Origin of the sequence: Enterobacter sp. HK169 (assembly GCF_001719105.1) — a bacterium.
In the GTDB taxonomy this organism is placed as follows: domain Bacteria; phylum Pseudomonadota; class Gammaproteobacteria; order Enterobacterales; family Enterobacteriaceae; genus Enterobacter; species Enterobacter asburiae_B.
The window spans coordinates 3,413,821-3,440,747 of record NZ_CP017087.1; the positions used below are offsets into that span (position 1 = coordinate 3,413,821).

The 26,927-nt window shown below is 57.0% G+C and carries 26 protein-coding genes; 19 read left to right on the plus strand and 7 right to left on the minus strand.

The window, feature by feature from the left end:
- Positions 1 to 117 precede the first annotated feature (117 nt).
- Positions 118 to 759, minus strand: coding sequence for a peptide-methionine (S)-S-oxide reductase MsrA (msrA, locus tag EnteroDNA1_RS16225; RefSeq protein WP_029741954.1), 642 nt, complete (start codon positions 757 to 759; stop codon positions 118 to 120).
- A gap of 224 nt (positions 760 to 983) precedes the next feature.
- Between msrA and tamA the strand changes: the two genes are divergently transcribed.
- Genes tamA through EnteroDNA1_RS16240 form a run of 3 tightly spaced genes read left to right on the plus strand, consistent with a single transcriptional unit; the run spans position 984 to position 6,837 of the window.
- Complete coding sequence (gene tamA / locus EnteroDNA1_RS16230; RefSeq protein WP_033144487.1) at positions 984 to 2,717, plus strand: autotransporter assembly complex protein TamA; 1,734 nt, start codon at positions 984 to 986, stop codon at positions 2,715 to 2,717.
- On the plus strand, positions 2,714 to 6,490 hold the full coding sequence (tamB, locus tag EnteroDNA1_RS16235) for an autotransporter assembly complex protein TamB (protein ID WP_064673134.1): 3,777 nt from the start codon (positions 2,714 to 2,716) through the stop codon (positions 6,488 to 6,490). The genes tamA and tamB overlap by 4 nt, the downstream gene beginning before the upstream one ends.
- Before the next feature lie 2 nt (positions 6,491 to 6,492).
- Positions 6,493 to 6,837, plus strand: a complete 345-nt coding sequence (locus tag EnteroDNA1_RS16240; RefSeq protein WP_014830431.1) for a gamma-glutamylcyclotransferase family protein — start codon at positions 6,493 to 6,495, stop codon at positions 6,835 to 6,837.
- A 315-nt stretch (positions 6,838 to 7,152) separates the two neighbouring features.
- On the opposite strand, the gene EnteroDNA1_RS16250 is transcribed toward EnteroDNA1_RS16240, so the two are convergent.
- The 3 genes from EnteroDNA1_RS16250 to ppa form a co-directional block, all read right to left on the minus strand.
- Positions 7,153 to 7,623, minus strand: coding sequence for a hypothetical protein (locus tag EnteroDNA1_RS16250; protein WP_064673135.1), 471 nt, complete (start codon positions 7,621 to 7,623; stop codon positions 7,153 to 7,155).
- Positions 7,620 to 8,204 (minus strand): hypothetical protein, encoded by a 585-nt coding sequence (locus EnteroDNA1_RS16255; RefSeq protein WP_032662463.1) that lies wholly within the window; start codon positions 8,202 to 8,204, stop codon positions 7,620 to 7,622. Before EnteroDNA1_RS16255 ends, EnteroDNA1_RS16250 begins: the two co-directional genes overlap by 4 nt.
- 223 nt (positions 8,205 to 8,427) lie before the next feature.
- A complete protein-coding gene (gene ppa / locus EnteroDNA1_RS16260; RefSeq protein ID WP_010427397.1) occupies positions 8,428 to 8,958 on the minus strand; it encodes an inorganic diphosphatase in 531 nt (176 codons plus the stop codon).
- Positions 8,959 to 9,267: 309 nt separating this feature from the next.
- Between ppa and ytfQ the strand changes: the two genes are divergently transcribed.
- From ytfQ to EnteroDNA1_RS16285, 5 genes are all read left to right on the plus strand, one after another.
- Positions 9,268 to 10,224: a galactofuranose ABC transporter substrate-binding protein YtfQ gene (ytfQ, locus tag EnteroDNA1_RS16265; RefSeq protein WP_014882271.1), complete on the plus strand. Its 957-nt coding sequence runs from the start codon at positions 9,268 to 9,270 to the stop codon at positions 10,222 to 10,224.
- A 133-nt stretch (positions 10,225 to 10,357) separates the two neighbouring features.
- Positions 10,358 to 11,860: a galactofuranose ABC transporter, ATP-binding protein YtfR gene (gene ytfR / locus EnteroDNA1_RS16270; RefSeq protein WP_069303562.1), complete on the plus strand. Its 1,503-nt coding sequence runs from the start codon at positions 10,358 to 10,360 to the stop codon at positions 11,858 to 11,860.
- Between the two features lie 10 nt (positions 11,861 to 11,870).
- Complete coding sequence (ytfT, locus tag EnteroDNA1_RS16275) at positions 11,871 to 12,896, plus strand: galactofuranose ABC transporter, ATP-binding protein YtfT (protein ID WP_166670506.1); 1,026 nt, start codon at positions 11,871 to 11,873, stop codon at positions 12,894 to 12,896.
- On the plus strand, positions 12,883 to 13,884 hold the full coding sequence (gene yjfF, locus EnteroDNA1_RS16280) for a galactofuranose ABC transporter, permease protein YjfF (protein ID WP_023293434.1): 1,002 nt from the start codon (positions 12,883 to 12,885) through the stop codon (positions 13,882 to 13,884). The genes ytfT and yjfF overlap by 14 nt, the downstream gene beginning before the upstream one ends.
- A 93-nt stretch (positions 13,885 to 13,977) precedes the next feature.
- Positions 13,978 to 15,549, plus strand: coding sequence for a methyl-accepting chemotaxis protein (locus tag EnteroDNA1_RS16285; protein WP_069303563.1), 1,572 nt, complete (start codon positions 13,978 to 13,980; stop codon positions 15,547 to 15,549).
- On the opposite strand, the gene EnteroDNA1_RS16290 is transcribed toward EnteroDNA1_RS16285, so the two are convergent.
- Positions 15,521 to 15,877: a helix-turn-helix domain-containing protein gene (locus EnteroDNA1_RS16290; protein WP_033144492.1), complete on the minus strand. Its 357-nt coding sequence runs from the start codon at positions 15,875 to 15,877 to the stop codon at positions 15,521 to 15,523. The two genes, EnteroDNA1_RS16285 and EnteroDNA1_RS16290, sit on opposite strands and share 29 nt — an antisense overlap.
- Before the next feature lie 150 nt (positions 15,878 to 16,027).
- Positions 16,028 to 17,026, minus strand: a complete 999-nt coding sequence (fbp, locus tag EnteroDNA1_RS16295; RefSeq protein WP_023310178.1) for a class 1 fructose-bisphosphatase — start codon at positions 17,024 to 17,026, stop codon at positions 16,028 to 16,030.
- 197 nt (positions 17,027 to 17,223) lie between these two features.
- On the opposite strand from fbp, the gene mpl reads away from it, so the two are divergent.
- Entirely contained in the window at positions 17,224 to 18,603 is a 1,380-nt protein-coding gene (mpl, locus tag EnteroDNA1_RS16300) for a UDP-N-acetylmuramate:L-alanyl-gamma-D-glutamyl-meso-diaminopimelate ligase (RefSeq protein ID WP_029739256.1), read from the plus strand.
- Between the two features lie 77 nt (positions 18,604 to 18,680).
- Here mpl and yjgA read toward each other — a convergent pair whose 3' ends face one another.
- Positions 18,681 to 19,232, minus strand: coding sequence for a ribosome biogenesis factor YjgA (yjgA, locus tag EnteroDNA1_RS16305; protein ID WP_029739257.1), 552 nt, complete (start codon positions 19,230 to 19,232; stop codon positions 18,681 to 18,683).
- 95 nt (positions 19,233 to 19,327) lie between these two features.
- On the opposite strand from yjgA, the gene pmbA reads away from it, so the two are divergent.
- The 10 genes from pmbA (at position 19,328) to dagF (ending at position 26,906) form a co-directional block, all read left to right on the plus strand.
- Complete coding sequence (gene pmbA, locus EnteroDNA1_RS16310) at positions 19,328 to 20,680, plus strand: metalloprotease PmbA (protein WP_023310180.1); 1,353 nt, start codon at positions 19,328 to 19,330, stop codon at positions 20,678 to 20,680.
- Positions 20,681 to 20,721: 41 nt separating this feature from the next.
- Positions 20,722 to 21,108 carry a cytochrome b562 gene (gene cybC, locus EnteroDNA1_RS16315; RefSeq protein WP_008501412.1) on the plus strand — a complete coding sequence of 129 codons (387 nt, stop codon included), beginning with the start codon at positions 20,722 to 20,724 and terminating at the stop codon, positions 21,106 to 21,108.
- A gap of 315 nt (positions 21,109 to 21,423) precedes the next feature.
- Positions 21,424 to 21,762, plus strand: a complete 339-nt coding sequence (locus EnteroDNA1_RS16320) for a glycine dehydrogenase (protein ID WP_025911967.1) — start codon at positions 21,424 to 21,426, stop codon at positions 21,760 to 21,762.
- Between the two features lie 10 nt (positions 21,763 to 21,772).
- Positions 21,773 to 22,135, plus strand: coding sequence for an SFCGS family glycine-rich protein (locus EnteroDNA1_RS16325; RefSeq protein WP_023293430.1), 363 nt, complete (start codon positions 21,773 to 21,775; stop codon positions 22,133 to 22,135).
- A gap of 2 nt (positions 22,136 to 22,137) precedes the next feature.
- Complete coding sequence (locus EnteroDNA1_RS16330) at positions 22,138 to 22,437, plus strand: DUF4312 family protein (protein ID WP_006810338.1); 300 nt, start codon at positions 22,138 to 22,140, stop codon at positions 22,435 to 22,437.
- A gap of 22 nt (positions 22,438 to 22,459) precedes the next feature.
- Positions 22,460 to 23,236 carry a DUF4311 domain-containing protein gene (locus EnteroDNA1_RS16335; RefSeq protein WP_023310182.1) on the plus strand — a complete coding sequence of 259 codons (777 nt, stop codon included), beginning with the start codon at positions 22,460 to 22,462 and terminating at the stop codon, positions 23,234 to 23,236.
- Positions 23,237 to 23,249: 13 nt separating this feature from the next.
- Positions 23,250 to 23,891 (plus strand): DUF4310 family protein, encoded by a 642-nt coding sequence (locus tag EnteroDNA1_RS16340; protein ID WP_023310183.1) that lies wholly within the window; start codon positions 23,250 to 23,252, stop codon positions 23,889 to 23,891.
- Positions 23,892 to 23,933: 42 nt separating this feature from the next.
- The gene (locus tag EnteroDNA1_RS16345) at positions 23,934 to 25,067 is read left to right on the plus strand and encodes an amidohydrolase/deacetylase family metallohydrolase (protein WP_069303564.1); all 1,134 of its coding nucleotides are present in this window, start codon (positions 23,934 to 23,936) and stop codon (positions 25,065 to 25,067) included.
- Entirely contained in the window at positions 25,051 to 26,169 is a 1,119-nt protein-coding gene (locus tag EnteroDNA1_RS16350) for a DgaE family pyridoxal phosphate-dependent ammonia lyase (RefSeq protein ID WP_045888480.1), read from the plus strand. Before EnteroDNA1_RS16345 ends, EnteroDNA1_RS16350 begins: the two co-directional genes overlap by 17 nt.
- The gene (dagF, locus tag EnteroDNA1_RS16355; protein ID WP_033144496.1) at positions 26,166 to 26,906 is read left to right on the plus strand and encodes a 2-dehydro-3-deoxy-phosphogluconate aldolase; all 741 of its coding nucleotides are present in this window, start codon (positions 26,166 to 26,168) and stop codon (positions 26,904 to 26,906) included. Before EnteroDNA1_RS16350 ends, dagF begins: the two co-directional genes overlap by 4 nt.
- The last annotated feature ends 21 nt before the right edge of the window (positions 26,907 to 26,927 follow it).

A 26,927-nucleotide genomic window follows, 5' to 3' on the forward strand; every position in this document is an offset into this window, starting at 1 on the left:
TTTCAGCGGGTAGTATAGCGTAAAGAGATGTAAATCTGCCAGAGGTCACAATTTGGCATAAAAAAGACCGGACAGCGTGGCGCTGTCCGGTACGGGCGACGATTTAACGGCTGATAATCAGGCCAGCTGTGGCGGCAGGCAGACGCCGATGCCCCCGATACCGCAGTAGCCGTACGGGTTTTTATGCAGATACTGCTGGTGATCGTCCTCGGCATAGTAGAACGGTTTCGCGGTGGTGATTTCCGTCGTCACCTCGCGCGTATCGCCCGCTTCACGCATGGCCTGCTGGAAACGCTCAAGGCTGGCGCGTGCGGCGGCATCTTGCTCGGGCGTGAGCGGATAAATGGCCGAACGGTACTGTGTGCCGTGGTCGTTGCCCTGACGCATGCCCTGCGCCGGGTCGTGGTTTTCCCAGAAGACCTGCAGGAGTTGCTCGTAGCTGATGACTGCAGGGTCATAGACCACGCGTACCGCTTCCGCATGCCCGGTTTCGCCGGAGCAGACTTCGCGATAGGTCGGATTCGGCGTGTAGCCGCCCGTGTAGCCAGCCGCCGTGCTGTAAACGCCGGGCAGCTGCCAGAAGAGGCGCTCAACGCCCCAGAAGCAGCCCATGGCGAACAGGGCGATTTCCATTCCCTCCGGCACGTTGGTCATGGAATGGTTATTGACGGCGTGTAAGGTCGCCACAGGCATAGGGGTGTTGCGTCCCGGTAATGCATCAGTTTGTGAAACCAGATGCTTTTTGTCGAATAAACTCACGATGGGGCCTCCCGGGGTGCGATGTTTCGGTTAAGGTTGTCACGAAGCGTTTAATTGAACACAATAAATGCGCTGAATGAGTCTAGATTTAATCATAAGAAATATTTGGGTGTTACACCCGTTTTCAACCCGTGATTTGGGTTTTTGGCCAACAGGCCGTATTTTGCCGCGGAGCGGTACTTCATTTGCTTCCAGGGTGGAAACAGGGATATTCAGGAGAAAACGTGACAAAAATCCGCCAGTTATGTTTAGTCAGTGTGTTGCTGACAAGCGGGATTGCCAGCGCGGCGAATGTCCGTTTGCAGGTTGAGGGGTTATCCGGGGCGCTGGAAAAAAACGTGCGTGCGCAGTTGTCGACCATCCAGAGTGATGAGGTGACGCCGGACCGGCGTTTTCGCGCGCGCGTGGATGACGCCATCCGTGAAGGGCTGAAAGCGCTGGGGTATTACGAACCCACCATTGATTTCGATCTTCGCCCGCCGCCAAAGAAGGGGCGTCAGGTCCTTATTGCCCGCGTTTCGCCGGGTGAGCCGGTATTGATTGGCGGCACGAACGTTATCCTGCGCGGCGGGGCGCGTACCGACCGGGATTACCTGGACCTGCTCAGCACGCGGCCGAAAATCGGTACCGTGCTTAACCACGGTGACTACGACCATTTCAAAAAAGAGCTGACGAACGTTTCCCTGCGTAAGGGCTACTTTGACAGCCAGTTCAATAAAAGCCAGCTGGGCATTGCGCTGGATCGACGTCAGGCCTTCTGGGATATCGACTACGACAGCGGGGAACGCTACCGCTTTGGCGATGTGACGTTTGAAGGTTCGCAAATTCGTGAAGAGTACCTGCAGAACCTCGTGCCGTTCAAAAAAGGGGATTACTACCAGTCGAGGGACCTGGCGGAACTGAACCGTCGTCTTTCCGCTACCGGCTGGTTTAACTCCGTGGTTGTCGCACCGGAATTTGATAAGTCTCGCAAAACGAAGGTGTTGCCGCTGCATGGCGTTGTCTCGCCGCGCACCGAGAACACCATTGAGACCGGTGTTGGCTACTCGACGGATGTTGGACCACGCGTGAGAACCTCGTGGAAAAAGCCGTGGATGAACTCGTACGGTCACAGCCTGACCACCAGCCTGAGCCTCTCTGCGCCCGAGCAGCAGCTGGATTTCAGCTACAAAATGCCGCTGCTGAAAAACCCGCTTGAGCAATATTACCTTGTGCAGGGCGGTTTTAAGCGCACCGACTTGAACGACACCAAGCAGGATTCTACGACCCTTGCGGTCTCCCGCTTCTGGGATCTCTCCAGCGGCTGGCAGCGCGCCATTAACCTGCGCTGGAGCCTGGACCACTTTACCCAGGCCAACGTCACCAATACCACCATGCTGCTTTATCCTGGCGTGATGATCAGCCGTACCCGCTCGCGCGGCGGCCTGATGCCGACCTGGGGCGACTCACAGCGCTACTCCATCGATTATTCCAACTCTGCCTGGGGCTCCGACGTGGATTTCTCGGTGATTCAGGCGCAAAACGTCTGGATCCGCACGCTGTACGACAAACACCGCTTTGTGATGCGCGGCAATCTCGGCTGGATTGAAACGGGCGACTTCGAGCGCGTTCCGCCGGATCTGCGCTTCTTCGCCGGGGGCGACCGCAGCATTCGTGGGTATAAGTACAAATCGATCTCGCCTGAGAACGAAAAGGGCCAGCTGACCGGGGCGTCAAAACTGGCGACCGGATCGCTGGAGTATCAGTACAACGTCAGCGGAAAGTGGTGGGGCGCCATGTTTGTTGACGGTGGCGAAGCGGTGAACGATATCCGCCGCAGCGACTTCAAAACCGGCGCGGGCGTGGGCGTACGCTGGCAGTCACCCGTCGGGCCCATCAAGCTCGACTTCGCCGTGCCTGTCGGCGACAAAGAAGAGCACGGATTACAGTTTTACATCGGTCTGGGGCCTGAATTATGAGTTTATGGAAGAAAATAAGCCTCGGGGTGCTGATTTTTATCGTGCTGCTGCTCGGTACGGTGGCGTTTCTGGTGGGAACGACGACCGGGCTGCATCTGCTGTTTAACGCCGCGAACCGCTGGGTGCCGGGGCTGGAGATTGGCCAGGTAACGGGCGGCTGGCGCGATCTGCGTCTGAAGAACATCCGCTACGAGCAGCCGGGCGTGGCGGTGAACGCCGGGGAGTTCCACCTGGCGGTGAAGCTGGGCTGCCTGCGCGACAGCAAGCTCTGCGTCAACGATCTGTCGCTTAAAGACGTCAACGTGGCGATAGATTCGAAAAAAATGCCGAAGTCTGCGCCGGTCGAGGAAGAGGACAGCGGCCCGCTGAATCTCTCCACGCCGTACCCGATCGCGCTCTATCGGGTCGCGCTTGATAACGTCAATATCAAAATCGACGACACTACCGTGTCCGTGATGGATTTCACCTCCGGCCTGCGCTGGCAGGAGAAAAACCTCACCCTGACGCCGACGTCCCTGCAGGGCTTGCTGATCGCGTTGCCGAAGGTGGCCGACGTGGCGCAGGAAGAGATCGTCGAGCCGAAGATCCAGAACCCGCAGCCGGAAGAAAAGCCGCTGGGCGAAACGCTGAAAGATCTCTTCTCGAAGCCTGTCCTGCCGGAAATGACCGACGTTCATCTGCCGCTGAACCTCAACATCGAGGAGTTCAAAGGCGAGCAGCTGCGCCTGACCGGCGATACCGATCTGACGGTCTATAACATGCTGCTGAAAGTCAGCAGCATTGACGGCAACATGAAGCTCGACGCGCTGGATATCGACACCAACCAGGGCTCGGTGAATGCGTCAGGGAATGCCCTGCTGCGCGATAACTGGCCGGTGGACATCACGCTTAACAGTGCCCTCAACATCGATCCGCTGAAAGGCGAAAAGGTGAAAGTCAAAGTGGGCGGTGCGCTGCGCGATAAGCTGGATGTCGGGGTGAATCTCTCCGGCCCGGTGGACATGGTCCTGCGCGCGCAAACGCAGCTGGCGGAAGCCGGGCTGCCGCTCAATCTGGAGGTTGTCAGCAAGCAGCTTTACTGGCCGTTCACCGGCGAAAAGCAGTTCCAGGCCGATGATCTGAAGCTGAAGCTGAGCGGCAAGATGACCGACTACGCGCTCTCGTTCCGCACCGCGGTGAAGGGACAGGGCGTGCCGCCCGCGAACATCACGCTGGATGCGAAGGGCAACGAACAGCAGGTCAACCTCGACAAGCTGACCGTCGCGGCGCTGGAAGGCAAAACCGAGCTGACCGCGCTGCTCGACTGGCAGCAGGCGATCAGCTGGCGCGGCGAGCTGAAGCTGACGGGTATTAACACCGCCAAAGAGGTGCCGGACTGGCCGTCGAAGCTGGATGGCCTGATTAAAACCCGCGGCAGCCTGTACGGCGGTACGTGGCAGATGGACGTGCCGGAAATCAAGCTCACCGGGAACGTGAAGCAGAACAAGGTTAACGTTGAAGGCTCGGTGAAAGGCAACAGCTATCTGCAGTGGGTTATCCCGGGGCTGCACGTGGCGCTGGGCCGCAACACGGCGGATATCAAAGGCGAGCTGGGGGTGAAAGATCTCAATCTGGATGCCACCATCGACGCGCCGAATCTGGATAACGCCCTGCCGGGGCTGGGCGGCACGGCGAAGGGCCTCGTGAAAGTGCGCGGTACGGTGGAGGCGCCGCAGCTGCTGGCGGACATTACCGCCAATAACCTGCGCTGGCAGGAGCTGAGCGTTGCCCGCGTCCGCGTGGAAGGGGATGTGAAATCCACCGATCAGATCGGCGGTAGCCTGAACCTGCGCGTGGAGCGCATTTCTCAGCCGGACGTGAACATTAACCTGGTCACCCTGGACGCCAAAGGGAACGAGAAACAGCACGACCTCCAGCTGCGCGTGCAGGGCGAGCCGGTCTCCGGCCAGCTTCACCTTACCGGCAGCTTCGACCGCAAAGAAGAACGCTGGAAAGGGACGCTGGATAACACGCGCTTCAATACGCCGGTCGGGCCGCTGGCGCTCTCGCGATCCATTGCCCTCGACTACCGCAACGCTGAGCAGAAGATAAGCATTGGGCCACACTGCTGGACCAACCCGAATGCGGAGCTGTGCGTGCCGCAGACCATCGATGCGGGTGCGGAAGGGCGCGCGCAGATCAATCTCAACCGCTTCGATCTGGCCATGCTGAAGCCGTTTATGCCGGACACGACCCAGGCCAGCGGCGTCTTCAGCGGGAAAGCCGATGTCGCCTGGGACACCACCAAAGAGGGACTGCCGCAGGGCAGCGTCACGCTGTCCGGGCGTAACGTGAAGGTGACGCAGGAGGTCAACGACGCGCCGCTGCCGGTGGCGTTCGATACCCTGAACCTGAGTGCCGATCTGCATAACAATCGCGCACAGCTGGGGTGGACGATCCGCCTGACCAACAACGGTCAGCTGGACGGGCAGGTCCAGATTACCGATCCGCAGGGACGGCGTAATCTGGGCGGCAACGTCAACGTCCGTAACTTCAACCTGGCGATGGTGAACCCGATTTTCGCGCGCGGGGAAAAAGCGGAGGGCATGCTGAACGCTAACCTGCGGCTGGCCGGCAACGTGCAAAGCCCGCAGCTGTTCGGTCAGATGCGGCTCAGCGGCGTGGATATCGACGGTAACTTCATGCCGTTTGACATGCAGCCCAGCCAGATCGCGATGAACTTCAACGGCATGAGCTCGACGCTGAGCGGCTCGGTATTGACGCAGCAAGGGCAAATCAACCTGAGCGGCGACGCGGACTGGAGCCAGCTCGACAACTGGCGCGCCCGAATTGCCGCGAAGGGCAGCAAGGTGCGCATCACCGTACCGCCGATGGTGCGCCTGGACGTCTCGCCTGATGTGGTCTTTGAAGCCACGCCAAGCCTCTTCACGCTTGACGGACGCGTCGACGTGCCGTGGGCGCGCATCGTGGTTCACGACGTGCCGGAAAGCGCGGTCGGCGTCTCAAGTGATGAAGTGATGCTCAATGAAAATCTGAAACCTGTCGAACAGAAGAGCGCGGGCATACCGATCAATAGTAACCTCATCGTGCACGTGGGGAATAACGTGCGGTTGAATGCGTTTGGGCTTAAGGCGAGGCTCACGGGCGACCTGAAAGTCGCGCAGGATAAACAAGGGCTTGGCCTGAACGGGCAGATCACTATTCCTGAAGGGCGTTTCCACGCCTATGGTCAGGATCTGATTGTGCGCAAAGGCGAGCTGCTGTTCTCCGGTCCACCGGATCAGCCCCTGCTGAACATCGAGGCGATTCGTAACCCGGAAGCGACGGAAGATGACGTCATTGCTGGCGTTCGCGTCACCGGTTCCGCCGACGAACCGAAGGCGGAGATCTTCTCTGACCCGGCGATGTCGCAGCAGGAAGCCCTCTCTTATCTGCTGCGTGGACAAGGTCTGAACAGCGGACAAAGCGACAGCGCGGCGATGACCTCGATGTTAGTGGGTCTGGGGGTTGCACAAAGTGGGCAGGTTGTGGGTAAAATCGGCGAGACGTTCGGCGTAAGCAATCTGGCGCTGGACACCCAGGGCGTGGGTGACTCCTCGCAGGTGGTGGTCAGCGGGTATGTACTGCCGGGTCTGCAGGTAAAATATGGTGTGGGGATCTTTGACTCACTGGCAACTCTCACGTTACGCTATCGCCTGATGCCCAAGCTATATCTGGAAGCAGTGTCCGGCGTAGACCAGGCACTTGATCTGCTCTATCAGTTTGAGTTTTAGCAATGCGAATATTTGTCTACGGCAGTTTACGAACCAAGCAAGGCAACAGTCACTGGATGACCAATGCCCTGCTGCTGGGGAATTACAATATCGAGAACTACCAGTTGTACAGCCTGGGCCACTATCCAGGCGCGGTTCCGGGCGAAGGAACAGTACAGGGTGAAGTCTATCGTATTGATAACGCGACGCTTGCCGAACTTGATGCCTTGCGCACCAGGGGCGGTGAATACGCACGCCAGTTGATCCAGACTCCGTACGGAAGTGCGTGGATGTACGTCTACCAGCGTCCGGTCGAAGGGTTAACGCGGATTGTAAGCGGTAACTGGTTAGACAGAGACCAGTACTGAAAAAAACAACGCCACCGTGAGGTGGCGTTGTTTTTTTTATTCCTTCAACTCTCTTCTGTATCCCGGCGTCGGGTTAAAAACAGAGGAACGAACAGCATGATGTACGGGGCAATAAGCCATAAAAAACACAAGGCGCGTGAACGGCCATAGTAGTTTATGCACCGCGTATTGCTTGAAATGACGGGCAGGAAAAACAGTAAAAACAGCAGAATCACATAATCGCTTCGATAAGGGATCCATAAGTAAAACAAAAACCAGGCAAGCTGGAATGTCATGATGCAGAGATACTGCCATTTACTGTCTTTACCGTAACAGTCAAACGCCTTTATGTAGCCCATCTTTATGCTTTGAAGAAAGAAACTTAGCATGTATAACGCTCACGATCGCGACGGTCAGGAGTGTGCTCATCAGCAACGCCCCTAAAAAATAGCTTTGGGTGATATCAGTAGCACCCGAGCCTAAAGTATGCAATTTACTATAACCTTTATCTACTGCAACAAAAAGCGTATATAGCCCTATGTTAATAAAGAATTGCAGAAGACAAGAAAAAAAGATATTTCTGGGAATTGTTTTTAATAGAGTGAGTAACGCATAAATAATGCTTGATGATAGCGCGAAGTAAAGTCCGTTAAGTAAACCAGATAGTAATGCGCTATTTATTTGACTGAATATTAAATGATCGCTTCCATAGTACCATGACAGATATTCAACATAAGTACTTCTGCCAAAGACAAAGGAGGCAATAATAAGGACGAATAGGCTTATGACATGGCTTTTCTTACTCATAATTTTGCTCCCTTAGATAGCAGCTCCTTCATCGTTTTACTGGCTTCTAGCTGATCTTTGATTATGGCAAGGTCACGAGTATTGTGGTTATATTTTGCAATAGCGGTTGGTGTACCCTTACCACCATTATCCATAAAGAAGACTATATCCTTACGACCATAAAGAAGGACTTGTGGGATGGGATCACGCCCATAACTCACCGCCTGTGGAAGGGAGTGGATAGACTCTGTCGTGAGGAAGCGAGGAATATTTTCATGCTCAATATTACCTAAAGGCGTGGTGGCAACAAGGGAGCCGATAAAATCGGTCGTATACACTAACGCATCTGTATCCTTGGTCGTTACTTTTGAACCCGTAATATATTTTATCTGTTGCCAAAGGGTAATATCTTTAGGGGTAACCTTAACACCATCCATAAACATATCCTGCTTGCGTTTTAGCTGAATGACAGTACGGTGCACCTGTGTCAAAGAGGGGCTGATTTCCCCAATAGAAGGCATATAACCATCGCGGGAATACAACCGTTCAATGATAAAATAAATTCCAGTTGGGCGGGCAACATCAATGTTAATGGATGACATATGAATCCTGTAATGAATGGGGATTAATGATCATCATGACAGTATGTTGTGAACAGCCAGGCTATTCAACCACTCCCACTATAAATGATAGGGAGTCTTTTTTTGTTTTTAATATCCAAAACAAAAGGAATGGGATTATTCTTAAAAGTTAAGTTTGTACTACTCTCAACCAGGGAAATAAAAAAGCCCCGACTCGCGGGGCCTTCATTAACAGCAGTAAGAATTACTTCTTAGCAGCGCGTTCGAAGGAGGCGATGATTTCTGCTTTCGCCGCTTCTGCGTTGTCCCAGCCGTCAACTTTAACCCACTTGCCTTTTTCGAGGTCTTTGTAATGCTCGAAGAAGTGAGTGATCTGCGCTTTCAGCAGCTCTGGCAGGTCGTTCACATCTTTGATGTGATCGTATTCTTTGCTCAGCTTGGTGTGCGGTACCGCAACCAGCTTCGCATCTTCACCGGATTCGTCGGTCATTTTCAGCACGCCAACTGGACGGCAGCGAATGACGGAGCCTGGCTCCAGTGGGTATGGCGTTGGGACCAGCACGTCAACCGGGTCACCGTCCAGAGACAGGGTGTGGTTGATGTAACCGTAGTTGCACGGATAGAACATCGCGGTAGACATGAAACGGTCTACGAACAGGGCGCCGCTCTCTTTGTCCACTTCGTATTTGATCGGATCTGCGTTAGCCGGGATTTCGATAACTACGTAGATGTCTTCTGGCAGTTCTTTACCCGCTGGGACGTTGAGTAAGCTCATGTCGGTGTCCTTTAAAATGGATGGTAAACAAGTGGCAGGTATTATAGCCAACTCGCGCTGAATGTCTCCGCCTGTTTTCGCTTTCTCTCCCCGCTTTTCCCACTTTTCAGACCCTTTCCATGACAGAAAAATCCATAAACTCAGCCGCATTTTTCATGGTGAAATGAAAGCGATTACAAACTTGTGATTAACGTTTTATTCACTTTTCTGAAGTGTGATGTAACGCAATTCGTTACATATTTCATGGGCTATAGTCATTTCGCAGAACATCTTTTAACCAACAATAAACACCCCTACGAGGACGCTCATATGTGGAAGCGCTTACTTCTTGTCACAGCAGTTTCGGCAGCCATGTCGTCTATGGCGATGGCCGCTCCCTTAACCGTAGGTTTTTCGCAGGTCGGCTCTGAATCTGGCTGGCGAGCGGCAGAAACCAACGTTGCGAAAAGCGAGGCTCAGAAACGCGGCATTACCTTGAAAATCGCCGATGGTCAGCAAAAACAAGAGAATCAGATCAAAGCCGTGCGCTCCTTTATCGCCCAGGGCGTGGATGCCATCTTTATTGCACCCGTCGTGGCGACCGGCTGGGAACCCGTCCTGAAGGAAGCGAAAGACGCTGAGATCCCGGTCTTCCTGCTCGACCGTTCCATCGACGTCAAAGACAAATCCCTCTATATGACCACCGTGACCGCCAACAACGTGCTGGAAGGGCAATTGATTGGCGACTGGCTGGTGAAACAGGTCGACGGCAAGCCGTGTAACGTCGTTGAGCTGCAGGGCACCGTCGGCGCGAGCGTGGCCATCGACCGTAAAAAAGGCTTTGCTGAGGCCATCGCTAAAGCGCCAAACATCAAGATTATCCGCTCTCAGTCCGGCGACTTTACGCGCAGTAAAGGTAAAGAGGTCATGGAGAGCTTCATTAAGGCTGAAAACAACGGCAAGAACATCTGCATGGTTTACGCCCACAATGATGACATGGTGATCGGTGCGATTCAGGCGATTAAAGAAGCGGGCCTGAAGCCGGGCAAAGATATCCTCACCGGCTCTATCGACGGCGTGCCGGACATCTACAAAGCGATGATCGACGGCGAAGCCAACGCCAGCGTGGAGCTGACGCCAAACATGGCGGGTCCGGCATTCGACGCGCTGGAGAAATTCAAGAAAGACGGCACGATGCCTGAGAAGGTGACGGTCACTAAGTCCACGCTCTACCTGCCTGATACGGCGAAAGAAGAGTTAGAGAAGAAGAAAAATATGGGCTACTAAGACCCGCGCCCCTCACCCCAGCCCTCTCCCCGGAGGGGAGAGGGAGAAAGGCAGGGCGGAGCTGGATATTAACAATTGGCACGATCAATCCCCTCTCCCCTCCGGGGAGAGGGTCAGGGTGAGGGGGAAAACCATGACCACTGAACAACACCAGGAAATCCTCCGCACAGAGGGCTTGAGTAAATTCTTCCCCGGCGTAAAGGCGCTGGATAACGTTGATTTCAGCCTGCGGCGCGGTGAGATTATGGCGCTGCTGGGCGAGAACGGCGCGGGAAAATCGACGCTGATTAAATCCCTGACCGGCGTTTATCACGCCGATCGCGGCACCATCTGGCTGGAAGGCAACGCCATTTCGCCGAAAAATACCGCCCATGCCCAGCTGCTGGGGATCGGGACGGTGTACCAGGAAGTAAACCTGCTGCCGAATATGTCGGTGGCGGATAATCTGTTTATTGGCCGTGAGCCGCGACGTTTTGGCCTGCTGCGCCGCAAAGAGATGGAGGCGCGGGCGACAAAGCTGATGGAGTCGTACGGCTTCTCCCTTGACGTCCGCGAGCCGCTGAACCGCTTTTCCGTGGCGATGCAGCAGATCGTCGCCATCTGTCGCGCGATCGATCTCTCCGCGAAGGTACTCATCCTCGACGAACCCACCGCCAGCCTCGATACCCAGGAAGTTGAGATGCTCTTTACCCTGATGCGCCAGCTGCGCGATCAGGGCGTCAGCCTGATCTTCGTTACCCACTTCCTCGATCAGGTATATGAGGTAAGCGATCGCATCACGGTGCTGCGCAACGGCAGCTTTGTCGGCTGCCGCGAAACCCGCGAGCTGCCGCAGATCGAACTGGTGAAAATGATGCTGGGCCGCGAGCTGGAAACCAACGCCCTTCAGCGCGCCGGGCGCACGCTGCTCAGCGAGAAACCGGTCGCCGCGTTCAGCGATTACGGCAAGAAAGGCGTGATATCGCCGTTTAATCTGGAAGTCCGCCCTGGCGAAATTGTCGGGCTGGCGGGCCTGCTGGGCTCCGGCCGGACCGAAACCGCCGAGGTGATATTCGGAATCAAGCCGGCCGACAGCGGCACCGCGCTGATCAAGGGCAAACCGCAAACCCTGCGATCCCCGCATCAGGCCTCCTGTCTGGGCGTCGGCTTCTGCCCGGAAGATCGGAAAACGGACGGCATTATTGCCGCGGCTTCGGTGCGGGAAAATATCATTCTGGCGCTGCAGGCCCAGCGCGGCTGGCTGCGCCCGATCCCCCGTAAAGAGCAAAACGCCATTGCCGAGCGCTTTATCCGTCAGCTGGGTATTCGTACCCCGAGCGCGGAACAGCCTATCGAGTTCCTCTCCGGCGGCAACCAGCAGAAGGTGCTGCTCTCCCGCTGGCTGCTGACCAAACCCCAGTTCCTGATCCTCGACGAACCGACCCGCGGCATTGACGTGGGGGCGCACGCCGAAATTATCCGGCTTATCGAAACCCTGTGCGCGGACGGTCTGGCGCTGCTGGTTATTTCGTCCGAGCTGGAAGAGCTGGTGGGCTATGCCGATCGCGTCATCATCATGCGCGATCGCAAACAGGTGGCAGAGATCCCGCTGGATAAGCTGTCCGTTCCGGCGATCATGAATGCCATCGCGGCATAAGGAGTAAATCGTGATGCCCCGTTCGCTTTCGCAAACCGGTGAGACAAAGCGCCGCTTCAGCTGGCCAACCGGCACGCCGCAAATCGCAGCGCTGCTGGTGGTGCTGCTGGTTGATAGCCTGGTCGCGCCGCATTTCTTCCAGATTATCGTGCAGGATGGCCGCCTGTTTGGCAGCCCGATAGACATTCTAAACCGTGCCGCGCCCGTGGCGCTGCTGGCCATCGGGATGACGCTGGTCATCGCCACCGGCGGGATTGACCTCTCCGTCGGCGCGGTGATGGCTATCGCCGGGGCCACGGCAGCCTCCATGACCGTGTCCGGACACAGCCTGCCGGTGGTACTGCTGGCGGCCTTAGGCACCGGCGTGCTGGCCGGATTATGGAACGGCATTCTGGTGGCGGTGCTGAAAATTCAGCCCTTTGTCGCCACCCTTATCTTAATGGTGGCCGGGCGCGGTGTGGCGCAGCTGATTACCTCCGGGCAGATTGTCACCTTTAACTCGCCGAGCCTGGCGTGGATCGGGAGCGGCAACCTTCTGTTCTTCCCGACGCCGGTGATCGTTGCCCTGGTCACGCTCGTTGTCTTCTGGCTTTTCACCCGCAAAACGGCGCTGGGCATGTTCATTGAAGCCGTCGGGATCAACATCCGCGCCGCGCGCAACGCCGGGGTCAACACCCGTCTGATGGTGATGCTGACCTACGTGCTGAGCGGCGTCTGCGCCGCCATCGCCGGGGTCATCGTCGCGGCGGATATTCGCGGGGCCGATGCCAACAACGCGGGGCTCTGGCTGGAGCTGGACGCGATCCTCGCGGTGGTGATCGGCGGTGGATCGCTGATGGGCGGGCGCTTTAACCTGCTGCTCTCGGTGATTGGCGCGCTGATCATTCAGGGAATGAACACCGGGATCCTGCTTTCGGGGTTTCAGCCGGAACTCAACCAGGTGGTGAAAGCGGTGGTCGTGCTTTGCGTGCTGATCGTCCAGTCGCCGCGCTTTGTCAGCATCATTAAGGGGATCCGTGGCCATGATAAAACGTAATTTACCGTTGATGATCACGCTGGGCGTGTTTGTGCTGGGGTATCTCTACTGCCTCACCCAATTCCCCGGTTTTGCCTCGACCCGCGTGATTTGCAATATCCTGACCGATAACGCCTTTTTAGGCATCATCGCCGTCGGGATGACCTTTGTGATCCTCTCCGGCGGGATCGATCTCTCCGTCGGGTCGGTGATCGCGTTTACGGGCGTGTTCCTCGCGAAGGCGATCGGCTTCTGGGGCATCTCTCCGCTGGTGGCGTTTCCGCTGGTGCTGGCGATGGGCTGCGCGTTTGGTGCCTTTATGGGGCTGCTGATCGACGCGTTAAAAATCCCGGCGTTTATCATTACTCTCGCCGGGATGTTCTTCCTGCGCGGGGTGAGCTACCTGGTGTCGGAAGAGTCGATTCCGATTAACCATCCGGTGTACGACACGCTCTCCAGCCTGGCGTGGAAAATTCCCGGCGGCGGCCGCCTGAGCGCGATGGGGCTGCTGATGCTGGGCGTGGTGGTGATTGGCATCTTCCTCGCCCACCGTACCCGGTTTGGCAACCAGGTTTACGCCATCGGCGGTAACGCCACGTCGGCAAACCTGATGGGGATCTCCACCCGCAGTACCACCATCCGCATCTATATGCTCTCGACCGGCCTGGCGACGCTGGCGGGTATCGTCTTCTCGGTGTATACCCAGGCGGGCTATGCCCTTGCAGGCGTGGGCGTTGAGCTGGATGCGATTGCTTCGGTGGTCATCGGCGGCACGCTGCTGAGCGGCGGGGTCGGTACGGTGCTGGGGACGCTGTTCGGCGTGGCGATCCAGGGGCTGATACAAACCTATATCAACTTTGACGGCACGCTCAGCTCCTGGTGGACGAAGATCGCCATCGGCATTCTGCTGTTTATCTTTATTGCCCTGCAGCGCGGTCTTACGGTGCTCTGGGAGAACCGCCAAAGCTCACCTGTTACCCGCGTAAACACATCGGTAACAGAGCGATAACACGCTGAATTTGCTTAAAGTCTAAACATTTTCCGGTAGCGGCCGATACTCTTTTTTTATGCCCAGAAATATCTCGCTACCGGAAATAATATCATGCTTAAAACGCTATCGATTCGTACCGGCTTGCTCTCTTTACTGGCCGTTATGACCCTTCTGCTGCTGATTGTCAGCGGCATTGGCATTTATGCCCTCACACAGAGTTCTTCTTCACTGCAGCGTATTAATCACCTTCAGGGTGAGCAGATGGTGCAGCTTAATTCAGGCTACACGCTGATCCTGCGCGCGCGCAATGAGGCGGGTCAGGCCGTCCGCATGATGGAAATCGGCATGCTGGACGATGCGGCCAAAGCGGTAAAAAACATCAATCAGGAAGTTGCCCTGGCCCAGAAAACGCTGAAAGGCGTGATCGACGGCGGCGTGGCTGACGAGCAGGGGCAACAGCTGCTCAATAAAGTGGCGGCCAGCCTGGCGACGTATAGCCAGCAGGGGATCAACCCGATGCTGAAAACCCTGAATGACCAGAGCGCGGACGGGTATTACGATCTGCTGGAGAAGACGCTGATTCCGGTGGCGAAGCAGTTTGATAACGATATGCAGGCGTTTCAGAAATGGAGCGAAGCGCGTGGTCAGGCGGAAGTGAGTGCCGTGCAGGCGAGTAAAACCCGCGTACTGATCCTGATTATCGTCGCAGCGCTGCTGACGGCGGGCATTATCGTGCTCGCGTGGCTGGTGCTGCGCCATATGCTGCTCAAGCCGCTCTCTGCATCGATCGCTCAGCTGGAGAACGTGGCGGCGGGGGATTTAACCCATACGCTGAATGCCCCCGCGAGCCAGGAGTTTAACCGCCTCAACGCGGTGATAGAGGAGATGCGACAGTCGCTGATGAACTCGGTTATGCGGGTACGCGATGCCAGCTCGCAAATTGACACCGGTAGCCGCGAGCTGACGCTGGGAAACCGCGATCTTGCCGAGCGTACGGAATCCACCGCCACGTCGCTGGAGCAGACGGCGGCCAGCATGGAACAGATCACCGCGACGGTGAAGCTCAACGCCGATAACGCCGAGCAGGCGCACCAGCTGGCGAAGTCGGTGTCCGACACGGCCGATCACGGCAGCGAAATGGTTTGCTACGTAATTGAAAAAATGCGCGATATCTCCGGCAGCTCGGCGCGCATCGGCGACATCCTGAGCGTGATCGACGGTATTGCCTTCCAGACCAATATCCTGGCGCTTAACGCCTCCGTGGAAGCGGCGCGCGCGGGCGAGCAGGGGCGCGGGTTTGCCGTCGTCGCGGGCGAAGTGCGAAACCTTGCCAGCCGCAGTGCCGACGCGGCGAAAGAGATCCGATCGCTTATCAGTGATTCGCAGACCCACGTTAACGAGGGCAGCGAGCTGGCCCAGCAGGCCGGCGAAACCATGGACGAAATCGCAACAGAAGTGCTGCGCATGACCAAACTGATGCGTGAGATTGCGACCGCGTCTCAGGAGCAGAGCCGCGGTATTGAGCAGGTGAATATTGCGGTGAATCAGATGGACGAAACCGCGCAGCAGAATGCCGCGCTGGTGCAGCAATCCTCCGCCGCGACCCGCTCTCTTGAGGAGCAGTCGCGTCAGCTGATGGAAGCCATGTCATCATTCAAAGTGACGACTCAGACCGCTGCATAATATTACCCAGCCCCGGTACGTTCTGTGCCGGGGTTTTATTTTTTCCGGAATTAACTGCCGCAATATTATCGTGAATTTCACCCATTAATATTTCCAGTGAGCTGGTTAAGGCTAACGCTTTTTCCGTCGGTTCAAGATATAAACCTTTGCGGAAAAATAACGGTTCATCAAAGAGTTGATTAAAACGCTTTAGGGCCAGACTCACCGCCGGACGTGACATCTCCAGACGCAAAGAGGCTTTAGCCATGCTGCCGCAGCGGACGATTTCAATAAATACAGGGATAAGATTTAAATCAATGCCGGTATTAGCACGGGAATAATTGTTCATTGCGATTCTGCTCCACGAAATATCTGTCAAACTGTTATGGAAATAATGCAGGAGCAGTGGTGAATATTAAAGCATGTTTTTTATAAACACTTATACGGTAAAATATATAAATGAACAGGGGAGCCAGAACGGCTCCCCTGTAGAGAGGCATTACGCGTCCGGATACTCACGGATAAAACGTTCAACGTCTTCAACCATGTGGTTGTTGCCGACGAAGAATGAACGGCGCTGGTGAAGGCTTTCCGGCACGATATCCAGAATACGCTCTTTACCGTCGCTCGCCTTGCCGCCCGCCTGTTCGGCGAGGAACGCCATCGGGTTGCACTCGTAAAGCAGGCGCAGCTTCCCGTCCGGGTGGCTGGCGGTGCTTGGGTAGAGGTAGATACCGCCTTTCAGCAGGTTACGGTGGAAATCCGCGACCAGAGAGCCAATATAGCGTGACGTGTACGGGCGCTGGGTCGCTTTATCTTCTTCCTGGCAGAATTTAATGTACTTCTTCACGCCGTTCGGGAAGCGGATGTAGTTGCCTTCGTTGATGGAGTAGGTGTTGCCCTTCTCCGGGAAGCGCATGCGTTCCTGGCTCAGGCAGAAAACGCCCAGTGAAGGATCGTACGTAAAGGCGTGAACTCCGCAGCCGGTGGTGTACACCAGCATGGTGGAGGAGCCATAAACGACGTAACCGGCAGCAACCTGGTTAATGCCCGGCTGCAGGAAATCTTCTTCGGTCACCGGCGTGCCAACAGGCGTGACGCGGCGGTAGATGGAGAAAATGGTACCGACAGAAACGTTAACGTCGATGTTTGAGGAGCCGTCGAGCGGATCCATCAGAACAACGTATTTAGCGTGTTCACACCCTTCGAAAACAACAATTTCATCTTCTTCTTCAGAGGCGATACCCGCAACGATGTCGCGCGCGCGCAGTGCAGCTTTCAATTTTTCATTTGCGAACAGATCGAGCTTCTGTTGAACCTCGCCCTGAACGTTCTCGGCACCGCTGGCACCCAGGATATCGACCAGACCGGCCTTGTTGATATCGCGGTGGATGATCTTAGCGCCCAGCTTTATTGCCGACAGCAAAGCAGTGAGTTCACCGGTAGCATGAGAGAACTCGTGCTGCTTTTCGACAATAAATTCACCTAACGTTTTCATAACACTTTCCCTGCATCTTTGTGAGTAGAGCGATTGTATGTTCACTAAAACGACTAAAGCCCAACAATCTTAACAAACATTCAAATATTAGCGCAGAGGTGAATCGCGCCAGCAACATACGGATTTACCTGAAATGCGTTTCACAGCCGCTAACATGTGAGTAAAATGTGCGCCACATTGAAGAAGGATAGTGACGTATGCGCATTCATATATTGGGGATTTGTGGCACTTTCATGGGCGGACTGGCAATGCTGGCGCGCTCGCTGGGCCATGAAGTGACAGGTTCGGACGCCAATGTGTATCCGCCAATGAGCACACTTCTGGAGAAACAGGGCATCTCGTTAATTCAGGGCTACGATGCCAGCCAGCTGGATCCCGAGCCAGACCTGGTGATCATCGGCAACGCCATGACCCGCGGCAATCCGTGCGTCGAGGCGGTTCTGGAACGCAATATTCCGTTCATGTCCGGCCCGCAGTGGCTGCATGACTTCGTCCTGCGCGACCGTTGGGTGGTTGCCGTTGCCGGTACCCATGGCAAAACCACGACCGCGGGCATGGCGACCTGGATCCTCGAAGCCTGCGGCTACAAGCCGGGCTTCGTGATTGGCGGCGTACCGGGTAATTTCGACGTTTCTGCGCGTCTGGGTGACAGCCCGTTCTTCGTGATCGAAGCCGACGAATACGACTGCGCGTTCTTCGACAAGCGCTCCAAGTTCGTGCATTACTGCCCGCGCACGCTGATCCTCAACAACCTTGAGTTCGACCACGCGGATATTTTTGACGACCTGAAAGCGATCCAGAAACAGTTCCACCACCTGGTGCGCATTGTTCCGGGCCAGGGGCGCATCATCCTGCCGGAGAACGACATCAACCTGAAGCAGACGATGGCGATGGGCTGCTGGAGCGAGCAGGAGCTGGTGGGCGAGCAGGGCCACTGGCAGGCGAAGAAACTCAACGCCGATGCCTCCGAGTGGGAAGTGCTGCTCGACGGTGAAAAAGTGGGTGAGGTGAAGTGGGGCCTGGTGGGCGAGCACAACATGCACAACGGCCTGATGGCTATTGCTGCGGCGCGTCACGTTGGCGTTCTGCCTGCGGATGCGGCCAATGCGCTGGGCTCGTTTATCAACGCCCGTCGTCGTCTGGAACTGCGCGGTGAAGCCCACGGCGTTACCGTGTATGACGATTTCGCGCACCATCCAACGGCTATTCTGGCAACGCTTGCCGCCCTGCGCGGCAAGGTCGGCGGGACAGCCCGCATTCTGGCGGTGCTGGAACCGCGCTCGAACACCATGAAGATGGGCATCTGCAAAGATGATCTCGCGCCGTCGTTAGGACGTGCCGATGAGGTCTTCCTGCTGCAGCCGCAGCATATTCCGTGGCAGGTGGCCGAAGTGGCCGATGCCTGCATTCAGCCTGCGCACTGGAGCGCGGATGTGGATGCGCTCGCGGATATGGTGGTGAAAGCCGCACAGCCTGGCGACCACATTCTGGTGATGAGCAACGGCGGTTTTGGTGGGATCCATCAGAAGCTGCTGGACGGTCTGGCGAAGAAAGCGGAAGCGGCAGCCGCAGAGTAAAAAAAAGCCCGGTGGCGCTTGCGCTTACCGGGCCTACTTTCTTTTCTCCCTCGCCCCTACGGGGTGAGGGGAACAGATTACTCTTCGTTCTCAGACAGCTCGCGCAGATACTGGAAAATCAGGCGCGCAGACTTCGGCGGCTTATTCCCTTCTTTCTCTTTCTGCGCGTTGCGGATCAAGGAACGCAGCTGCTGGCGGTCGGCATCCGGCCACAGGTTCAGCACTTCCGGTACGGCGTCATCACCCTGTTCAATCAGGCGATCGCGGATCTGCTCAAGCTTGTGGAAAAACGCAACCTGCTGGTTGTGGCGGTTTTTCAGCTTGTCCAGCGCCTGGCGGATCGGATCGACGTCGCGCTGACGCAGCATTTTCCCGATAAGCTGAAGCTGGCGACGACGGCCTTCTTTCTTGATTTTCTGTGCCAGTTCAATGGCATCACGCAGATCCTGGTCGAGCGGGATCTTGTCCAGCGCGTTTTTACCCAGTTCTACCATTTCTGCGCCAAGCTGTTTTAACTCTTCGGCGTCACGTTTAATTTCACTTTTACTGACCCAGATGATCTCATCATCTTCGTCTTCGATGTCATCACCGGGAACGTCGTCGAGCCAGTCTTCGGGCTGCTTAGTCATGTCAGGCTCCTTAAAAAAAGAGGCTAATGTTACCAGTTAAGACGCGCACTGAAAAACGGTTCTCTGTTAGACTTCAGATAACTCTCTCTTACAGTATGGCATTTGCGATGAAAGTAACCTCACAAGTTGAAGCGCAGCGTAAGATTCTTGAAGAAGCCGTCTCCACCGCGCTGATGCTTGCTTCAGAAAAATCAGATGGCGCCGAAGTGGCGGTCAGCAAAACCACCGGCATCAGCGTGAGCACCCGCTATGGTGAAGTGGAGAACGTAGAATTCAACAGCGATGGCGCGCTTGGGATCACGGTGTATCACCAGAATCGCAAAGGCAGCGCGTCATCTACCGATCTCAGCCCGGATGCCATTGCCCGTACGGTGCAGGCGGCGCTGGATATCGCCCGTTATACCTCTCCGGATCCTTACGCAGGCGTGGCGGATAAAGACCTGCTGGCGTTTGACGCGCCGGATCTCGATCTTTTCCACCCGGCGGAAGTGACCCCGGACGAAGCGATCGAACTCGCCGCGCGCGCCGAGCAGGCTTCCCTGCAGGCCGATAAGCGCATCACCAATACCGAAGGCGGCAGCTTCAACAGCCATTACGGCATCAAAGTCTTCGGCAACAGCCACGGCATGCTGCAGGGCTACTGCTCTACCCGTCATTCGCTCTCCAGCTGCGTGATCGCCGAAGAGAACGGTGACATGGAGCGCGACTACGCCTACACCATTGGCCGTGCGCTGGGGGATTTGCAGTCTCCTGAGTGGGTGGGTAAAGAGTGTGCAGAACGCACGCTGTCACGCCTGTCGCCGCGTAAACTCTCCACCATGAAGGCCCCGGTCATTTTTGCTAACGAAGTGGCGACCGGTCTGTTTGGCCATCTGGTGGGCGCTATCGCAGGCGGCTCGGTTTACCGTAAATCGACCTTCCTGCTCGACTCGCTGGGCAAGCAGATCCTGCCGGAATGGCTCACCATTGAAGAACATCCGCATCTGCTGAAGGGGCTGGCCTCCACGCCGTTCGACAGCGAAGGCGTGCGCACTGAACGTCGCGATATCATCAAAGACGGCATTCTGACCCAGTGGCTGCTGACCAACTACTCCGCGCGCAAGCTGGGGCTGAAAAGCACCGGACACGCTGGCGGCATCCACAACTGGCGCATTGCCGGACAGGGCCTGAACTTTGAGCAGATGCTGAAAGAGATGGGCACCGGGCTGGTGGTGACCGAGCTAATGGGCCAGGGCGTAAGCGGCATCACCGGCGACTACTCGCGCGGCGCGGCGGGCTTCTGGGTGGAAAACGGCGAAATCCAGTATCCGGTGAGCGAAATTACTATCGCCGGCAACCTGAAGGACATGTGGCGCAATATCGTTACGGTCGGTAACGATATTGAAACACGTAGCAATATACAGTGTGGTTCTGTACTTCTGCCGGAAATGAAAATCGCCGGTCAGTAATACCCGTAAAGGCGTTTTAATAATAAAAAAGGAAGTGAGCAATGCGTAAACATCTGTTAGCGATCGTCGCGGCTTCAACGCTGGTTCTTGGCTCTTCTGCGTTTGCTGCCGATCTTGAAGACGACATGGGCATCCTCGGTCAAAACCTGAAGGTGGTGCAGAAAACCGACAATGCGGCTGAAATGAAAGACGCGCTGACCAAAATGCGTGAAGCGGCGCTGGACGCACAAAAAGCGACGCCTCCGAAGCTGGAAAGCAAAGCGGCAGACAGCGCAGAAATGAAAGACTACCGCCACGGCTTTGACGTGCTGGTCGGCCAGATCGACGGCGCGCTGAAGCTGGCTAACGAAGGCAAAGTGAAGGAAGCCCAGGCGGCGGCCGAGCAGTTTGTGACGACCCGTAATACCTACCACAAGAAGTACCGTTAACCGATCGCGCATCTGACAAACAACCAGCGGGGGCCAGCGGCCCCCGTTTTTTTTACGCGGTAATAAGTAAACCCTATCGCCATCACATTTTTGCGTCACCGCGCCTGAACGTTTCGTTTCCCCGGCGCGCGTTTTGCCGCTGGAATACGTGATATTCATCACGCAAATACCGTCATTAATTCAGATTCACCGCATTTATGTGGCACAGATCACTGCTGCGGCTCGCCTTTCCACTTCGAAGTGGAAAACAACTCGCTACAAACAATTCCCCCCCAACGTTAGTTTTATTCCAGAGCCATTAACGGGGTAAGACCAGTGATTAACGGAGCGGTAATGAACGACGTTGGGGAACAGGCGGAGCAAACAGAACAGCTCGCGAACACCATGCTGCAGCAGGTTTATGCCCTGCTGGCCCGAAACAACATCATCCCCAATGCGGTACAGGAGCAGATGCTCACCTCCCACGTGCGCGCAATGGCGCACCGGTCCGTGACCGGCGAGCCGCTGCCGGAGGTTGAAGCAGAGCTGTTTGACGAAATTTCACCGGATTCAATGCGGCTCGCCCGTGAAGTGGTCGCGCAGTTTGGCAATCTTCCTGATGAAGAAGCCTGGCTGCTCTCCGTTCACTTTGAAGTCGCGAAAGACAACCTTTAAGGAGCAACACATGGAACAGATTACAGTCGTGATTGGCGATCGCCTGGGTAAAGGTCAGAAAGTGGCTGCCGGTGTGGAAAAAGCAGGTGGACGCGCGGTGGTCGTACCGGGCATGGCGGCGGACATGAAGCTCGGCGACGTGATGAAAGCGGAAAACGCCACCTTCGGCATCTCCTTCTGCGGCAGCGGCGGCGCGGGTGCCATCACTGCCCAAACCAAATATGGCTACAAGGCCAAATACGGCATGCGTTCCGTGGAAGAGGGCGTGACCGCCATCAACGAAGGCTGCAACGTGCTGGGCTTCGGCTTTATGGATAAAGAAGAGCTGGGCGAGCGTCTGGTACAGGCGTGGCAGAAGAAATACGGCGCATAAGCATGAAAGAACAGTTCACAACCACGGTGAGAGTGAAGGGCAAAGGCGACGCCAAAGCGCGCGCCTTTGCCGACGCGCTCAACCACGTTCAGGCCGCGGTGATGAAAGCCTCACCGCATATCTTACTGCGTATTGAGCCACAGGATGTGCAGGTCGTTCAGGCGCAAGAAGCGGTGCGAAAAGAAGCGTTTCTGTTCTTCTTTCTGCGCCGGGAAAGACGCACCTACAGCGTGGAGCTGGATGTGACCGTCAACGTGACCGCTATCAATCTTGACCAGGTGGATTTCGTCACGCAACGCTGATTATTCATAAAAGGGCAGACTGATGTTCTTAATTATATTAATAAAATCGCTCATCATTGGCGGCCTGGTTGGCGTCGGTGTTGGCGCCGGGGCTGCACGCATGTTTCATGCGCCTACCACTCAGGGTATGGGCGCGTTTCGTACGTTGGGGGAACTGAACTCCTGTGAAGGGGATCCGGCGTCCCACTTCTCCTTTGGGTTAGGTTTCTTCTTTAACGCCTGGGCCTCTTCCGTGGCCGCAGGTGCCTTCACACAGGACGTTGACCACCGCATCATCCCGAACTGGGGTGCTGCTGCACTGATGATCAAAAACCGTAACGTCGGCGAAACGCTGCACGACCCGCGCAAAATGGCAATTGCCTGCGGCGTGATTGGCATGCTCGTCGTCACCTTCCTGAACCTGACCGCCTCCTCCGTGCCGGCAGCGCTTCAGGTCACCGCCGTGAAGGTGCTGGTACCGGCGGCAAACCTGCTGGTCAACACCGTCATGCCGGTGATCTTCTGGCTGGCGGCCATCGACGCGGGTAAAAAATCGGGCTTCTGGGCCACCATCTTTGGCGGCGCGGCGCAGCTGATCATGGGCAACGCCGTACCGGGCCTGGTGCTGGGGATCCTGATCGGGAAAGGCGTGGAAGAGAGCGGCTGGAACCACGTCACCAAAGTGATGATGGCGGCGATCGTCCTGCTCTTCGTGCTGAGCGGCTTCTTCCGCGGCTTCGACATGAAGATGATCGAATCCTTCCATCTGACCGTGCCGAACTGGCTCGACATGATCCACAACTCGCTCAGCGGTAAATAACAGGAGCCTCTAAATGGAACAGAATAAAGGTTTTTGGTATGCCGACTGGTCGTTCCCGATCTTCGTTGGCCTGCTCTCCTCCGGCGTTTTCGCCGGGACGCACATGTACTACCTCTACGGCATCGGCGCGTTTAACGAAGTGGCCTTCGTGGCGATGCTGAAAGCGGGGATCGATACCGGGGTTTACGGCGCGGTGGCGGCGTTCGGCGCGAGCTTCCTGTTCGCCCGCATTATCGAGGGCTCGCTGGTGGGTATTCTCGACATCGGTGGCGCCATCCAGACCGGCGTGGGCCTCGGCGTTCCGGCGCTGCTGCTGGGCGCGGGCATCATGTTCCCGGTGACCAACTTCATTGCCGCGCTGATTACCGGCCTGGTGATTGGTCTGGCGATTGGCTACGTCATCATCCTGGCGCGTAAGTTCACCATCAACCAGAGCAACTCCACCTACGGTGCAGACGTGATGATGGGCGCGGGTAACGCCTCCGGCCGCTTCCTCGGGCCGTTGATTATCCTCAGCGCCATGACCGCCTCCATTCCTATCGGCGTCGGCTCCCTGCTGGGTGCGCTGGTGTTCTACATCTGGCAGAAGCCGATCACCGGTGGCGCGATCCTCGGCGCAATGCTGTTGGGCTGGCTGTTCCCGGTCGCCCTTTAATACCCGCGGGCGCTCAGGCGCCCGCCTTATCAGGAGATCCTCATGTTTGATTTACTCCTGCGCCGTGCGCGCTTTGCCGACGATACCCTGACCGATATCGCCATTCAGGACGGGAAGATCGCGGCGCTGGGGGACATTGACGCCCCCGCGCATAAAACGGTTGAGCTGAACGGCGACGTGTTCGTCAGTGCAGGCTGGATTGACTCCCACGTTCACTGCTACCCGAATTCTCCAATTTACCACGACGAGCCGGACAGCGTGGGCATTGCCACCGGCGTCACCTCCGTGGTGGACGCGGGCAGTACCGGCGCCGACGACGTGGACGATTTCTATGACATCACCCGCAGGGCCTCCACCGAGGTGTTTGCCCTGCTGAACATCTCCCGCGTGGGGCTGATTGCCCAGAACGAGCTGGCCAACATGGCGAATATCGACGCCGACGCGGTGAAGCAGGCGGTGAAGCGCCACCCTGATTTTATCGTCGGCCTGAAGGCGCGCATGAGCAGCAGCGTGGTCGGTGAAAACGGCATCACGCCGCTGGAGCGCGCGAAAGCCATTCAGAAAGAGAACGGCGACCTGCCGCTGATGGTGCACATCGGCAACAACCCGCCGAACCTCGACGAAATTGCCGAGCTGCTGAGCTCCGGCGACATCATCACCCACTGCTACAACGGCAAACCCAACCGCATTCTGACGCCCTCCGGCGAGCTGCGCGCCTCCATCACCTCCGCCCTGAAGCGCGGCGTGCGTCTGGACGTCGGCCACGGCACGGCGAGCTTCAGCTTTGAGGTGGCGAAACGCGCCATCGCGAGGGGCATTCTGCCGCACACCATCAGCTCGGATATCTACTGCCGCAACCGCATCAACGGCCCGGTGGGCTCGCTGGCAAGCGTGATGTCGAAGTTTCTCGCCATCGGCATGTCCTTGCCGCAGGTGATTGCCTGCGTGACCGCCAACGCCGCCGACGGCCTGCGCCTGGCGCGCAAGGGCCGCATCCAGCCGGGTCTCGACGCCGACCTGACGCTGTTCACAATTAAACGCCAGCCGACGGTGCTGACGGACGCCGAAAACGACAGCCTGCAGGCTGAACACATTCTGGTGCCGCTTGCCGCGATCCGCGCGGGCAAGGGCTACATGACCGAACAAGGGAGCACGGAACATGCCTTCGATTTATGAGAAGTACCATTTAAAGCAGGTTATCAACACCTCTGGCCGCATGACGGCGCTGGGCGTCTCCACGCCGCGCCCGGAAGTGGTGCAGGCGGCGATGGACGGCATGAATCACTATTTCGAGATGAAGGATCTGGTCAATAAAACCGGGGAGTACATCGCGAAGCTGCTGGATGTGGAAGGCGCGACGGTGGTTTCCTGCGCGTCGGCGGGCATAGCCCAGTCCGTGGCGGCGGTGCTGGTCAAAGACAGCGACTGGCTGCTGGAAAACCTGCACGTGACCCCGATTGAGAACAACGAAATCGTCCTGCCGAAAGGCCACAACGTGAACTTTGGCGCGCCGGTGGGCACCATGGTGGCGCTGGGCGGCGGCAAGCTGGTGGAGGCGGGCTACGCCAACGAATGCTCCGCCGATCAGCTGGCGGCGGCGATCACCCCGCGCACGGCGGCGATCCTCTACATCAAATCGCACCACTGCGTGCAGAAAAGCATGCTCAGCGTCGAGCAGGCGGCGGTGGTGGCGCGCAAGCACGATCTCCCGCTGATCGTCGATGCGGCGGCGGAAGAAGATCTGCACGCGTACTACCGATCCGGTGCCGATCTGGTGATCTACAGCGGCGCGAAGGCGATTGAAGGCCCAACCAGCGGGCTGGTGATCGGCAAAACCCAGTACGTTGAGTGGGTGAAGCGCCAGACCGCGGGCATTGGCCGCGCGATGAAGGTGGGCAAAGAGGGCATTCTTGGCCTGACCTGCGCCATCGAACACTACCTGACGGCGACCAAAGAGAGCGGGGCCGAGATGGTGGCGAAGATGACGCCGTTTATCGAGGCGCTCAACACCCTCAACGGCGTGACCGCGCGCGTGGTCTGGGACAGCGCCGGTCGCGATATCGCGCGCACCGAGATTAAGTTCGACGAAGCCGCAACGGGCGTCGGCACGGGCGATCTGGTGGCGAAGCTCAAGCAGGGCGAATATGCCATTTACTTCCGTGGCTACAAGGCCAACGAAGGGATTATCGAGGCGGACGTGCGCAGCGTGAATGCTGACCAGCTGAACATCGTGTATCGCCGCATTAGCGAAGTATTAGGACAGGAGAAAAAAGCATGAAACTGACCCCCAACTTTTACCGTGACCGCGTCTGCCTGAACGTACTGGCAGGATCGAAAGCCAACGCCAGCGCCATTTACGAGGCGGCGGAAGGTCACGTGCTGGTGGGCGTGCTCTCCAAAAATTACCCGGACGTGGCGAGCGCCGTTGCCGATATGCGTGAATATGCCGCGCTGATCGATAACGCACTCTCCGTCGGCCTCGGCGCGGGGGATCCGAACCAGTCGGCGATGGTGAGCGAGATCTCCCGTCAGGTGCAGCCGCAGCACGTCAACCAGGTCTTCACCGGCGTGGCCACCAGCCGCGCGCTGCTGGGGCAGAATGAGTCGGTGGTCAACGGCCTGGTCTCTCCGACCGGCACCGTGGGGATGGTCAAAATCTCCACCGGACCGCTGAGCAGCAACGCTCCGGACGGCATTGTGCCGGTTGAAACCGCGATTGCCCTGCTGAAGGATTTCGGCGGCAGCTCCATCAAATACTTCCCGATGGGCGGCCTGAAGTGCCGTGACGAGTACAACGCGGTGGCGGAAGCCTGCGCCCGTCACGACTTCTGGCTGGAGCCGACCGGAGGTATCGATCTGGAAAACTATGAGGAGATCCTGCAGATCGCCCTCGACGCGGGCGTGAGCAAAATCATCCCGCATATCTACAGCTCAATTATCGACAAAGCCAGCGGCGACACGCGCCCGGAAGACGTGCGTACGCTGCTTGCGATGACGAAGAAGCTGGTGAAGTAGTATCTGCCCTCACCCTAACCC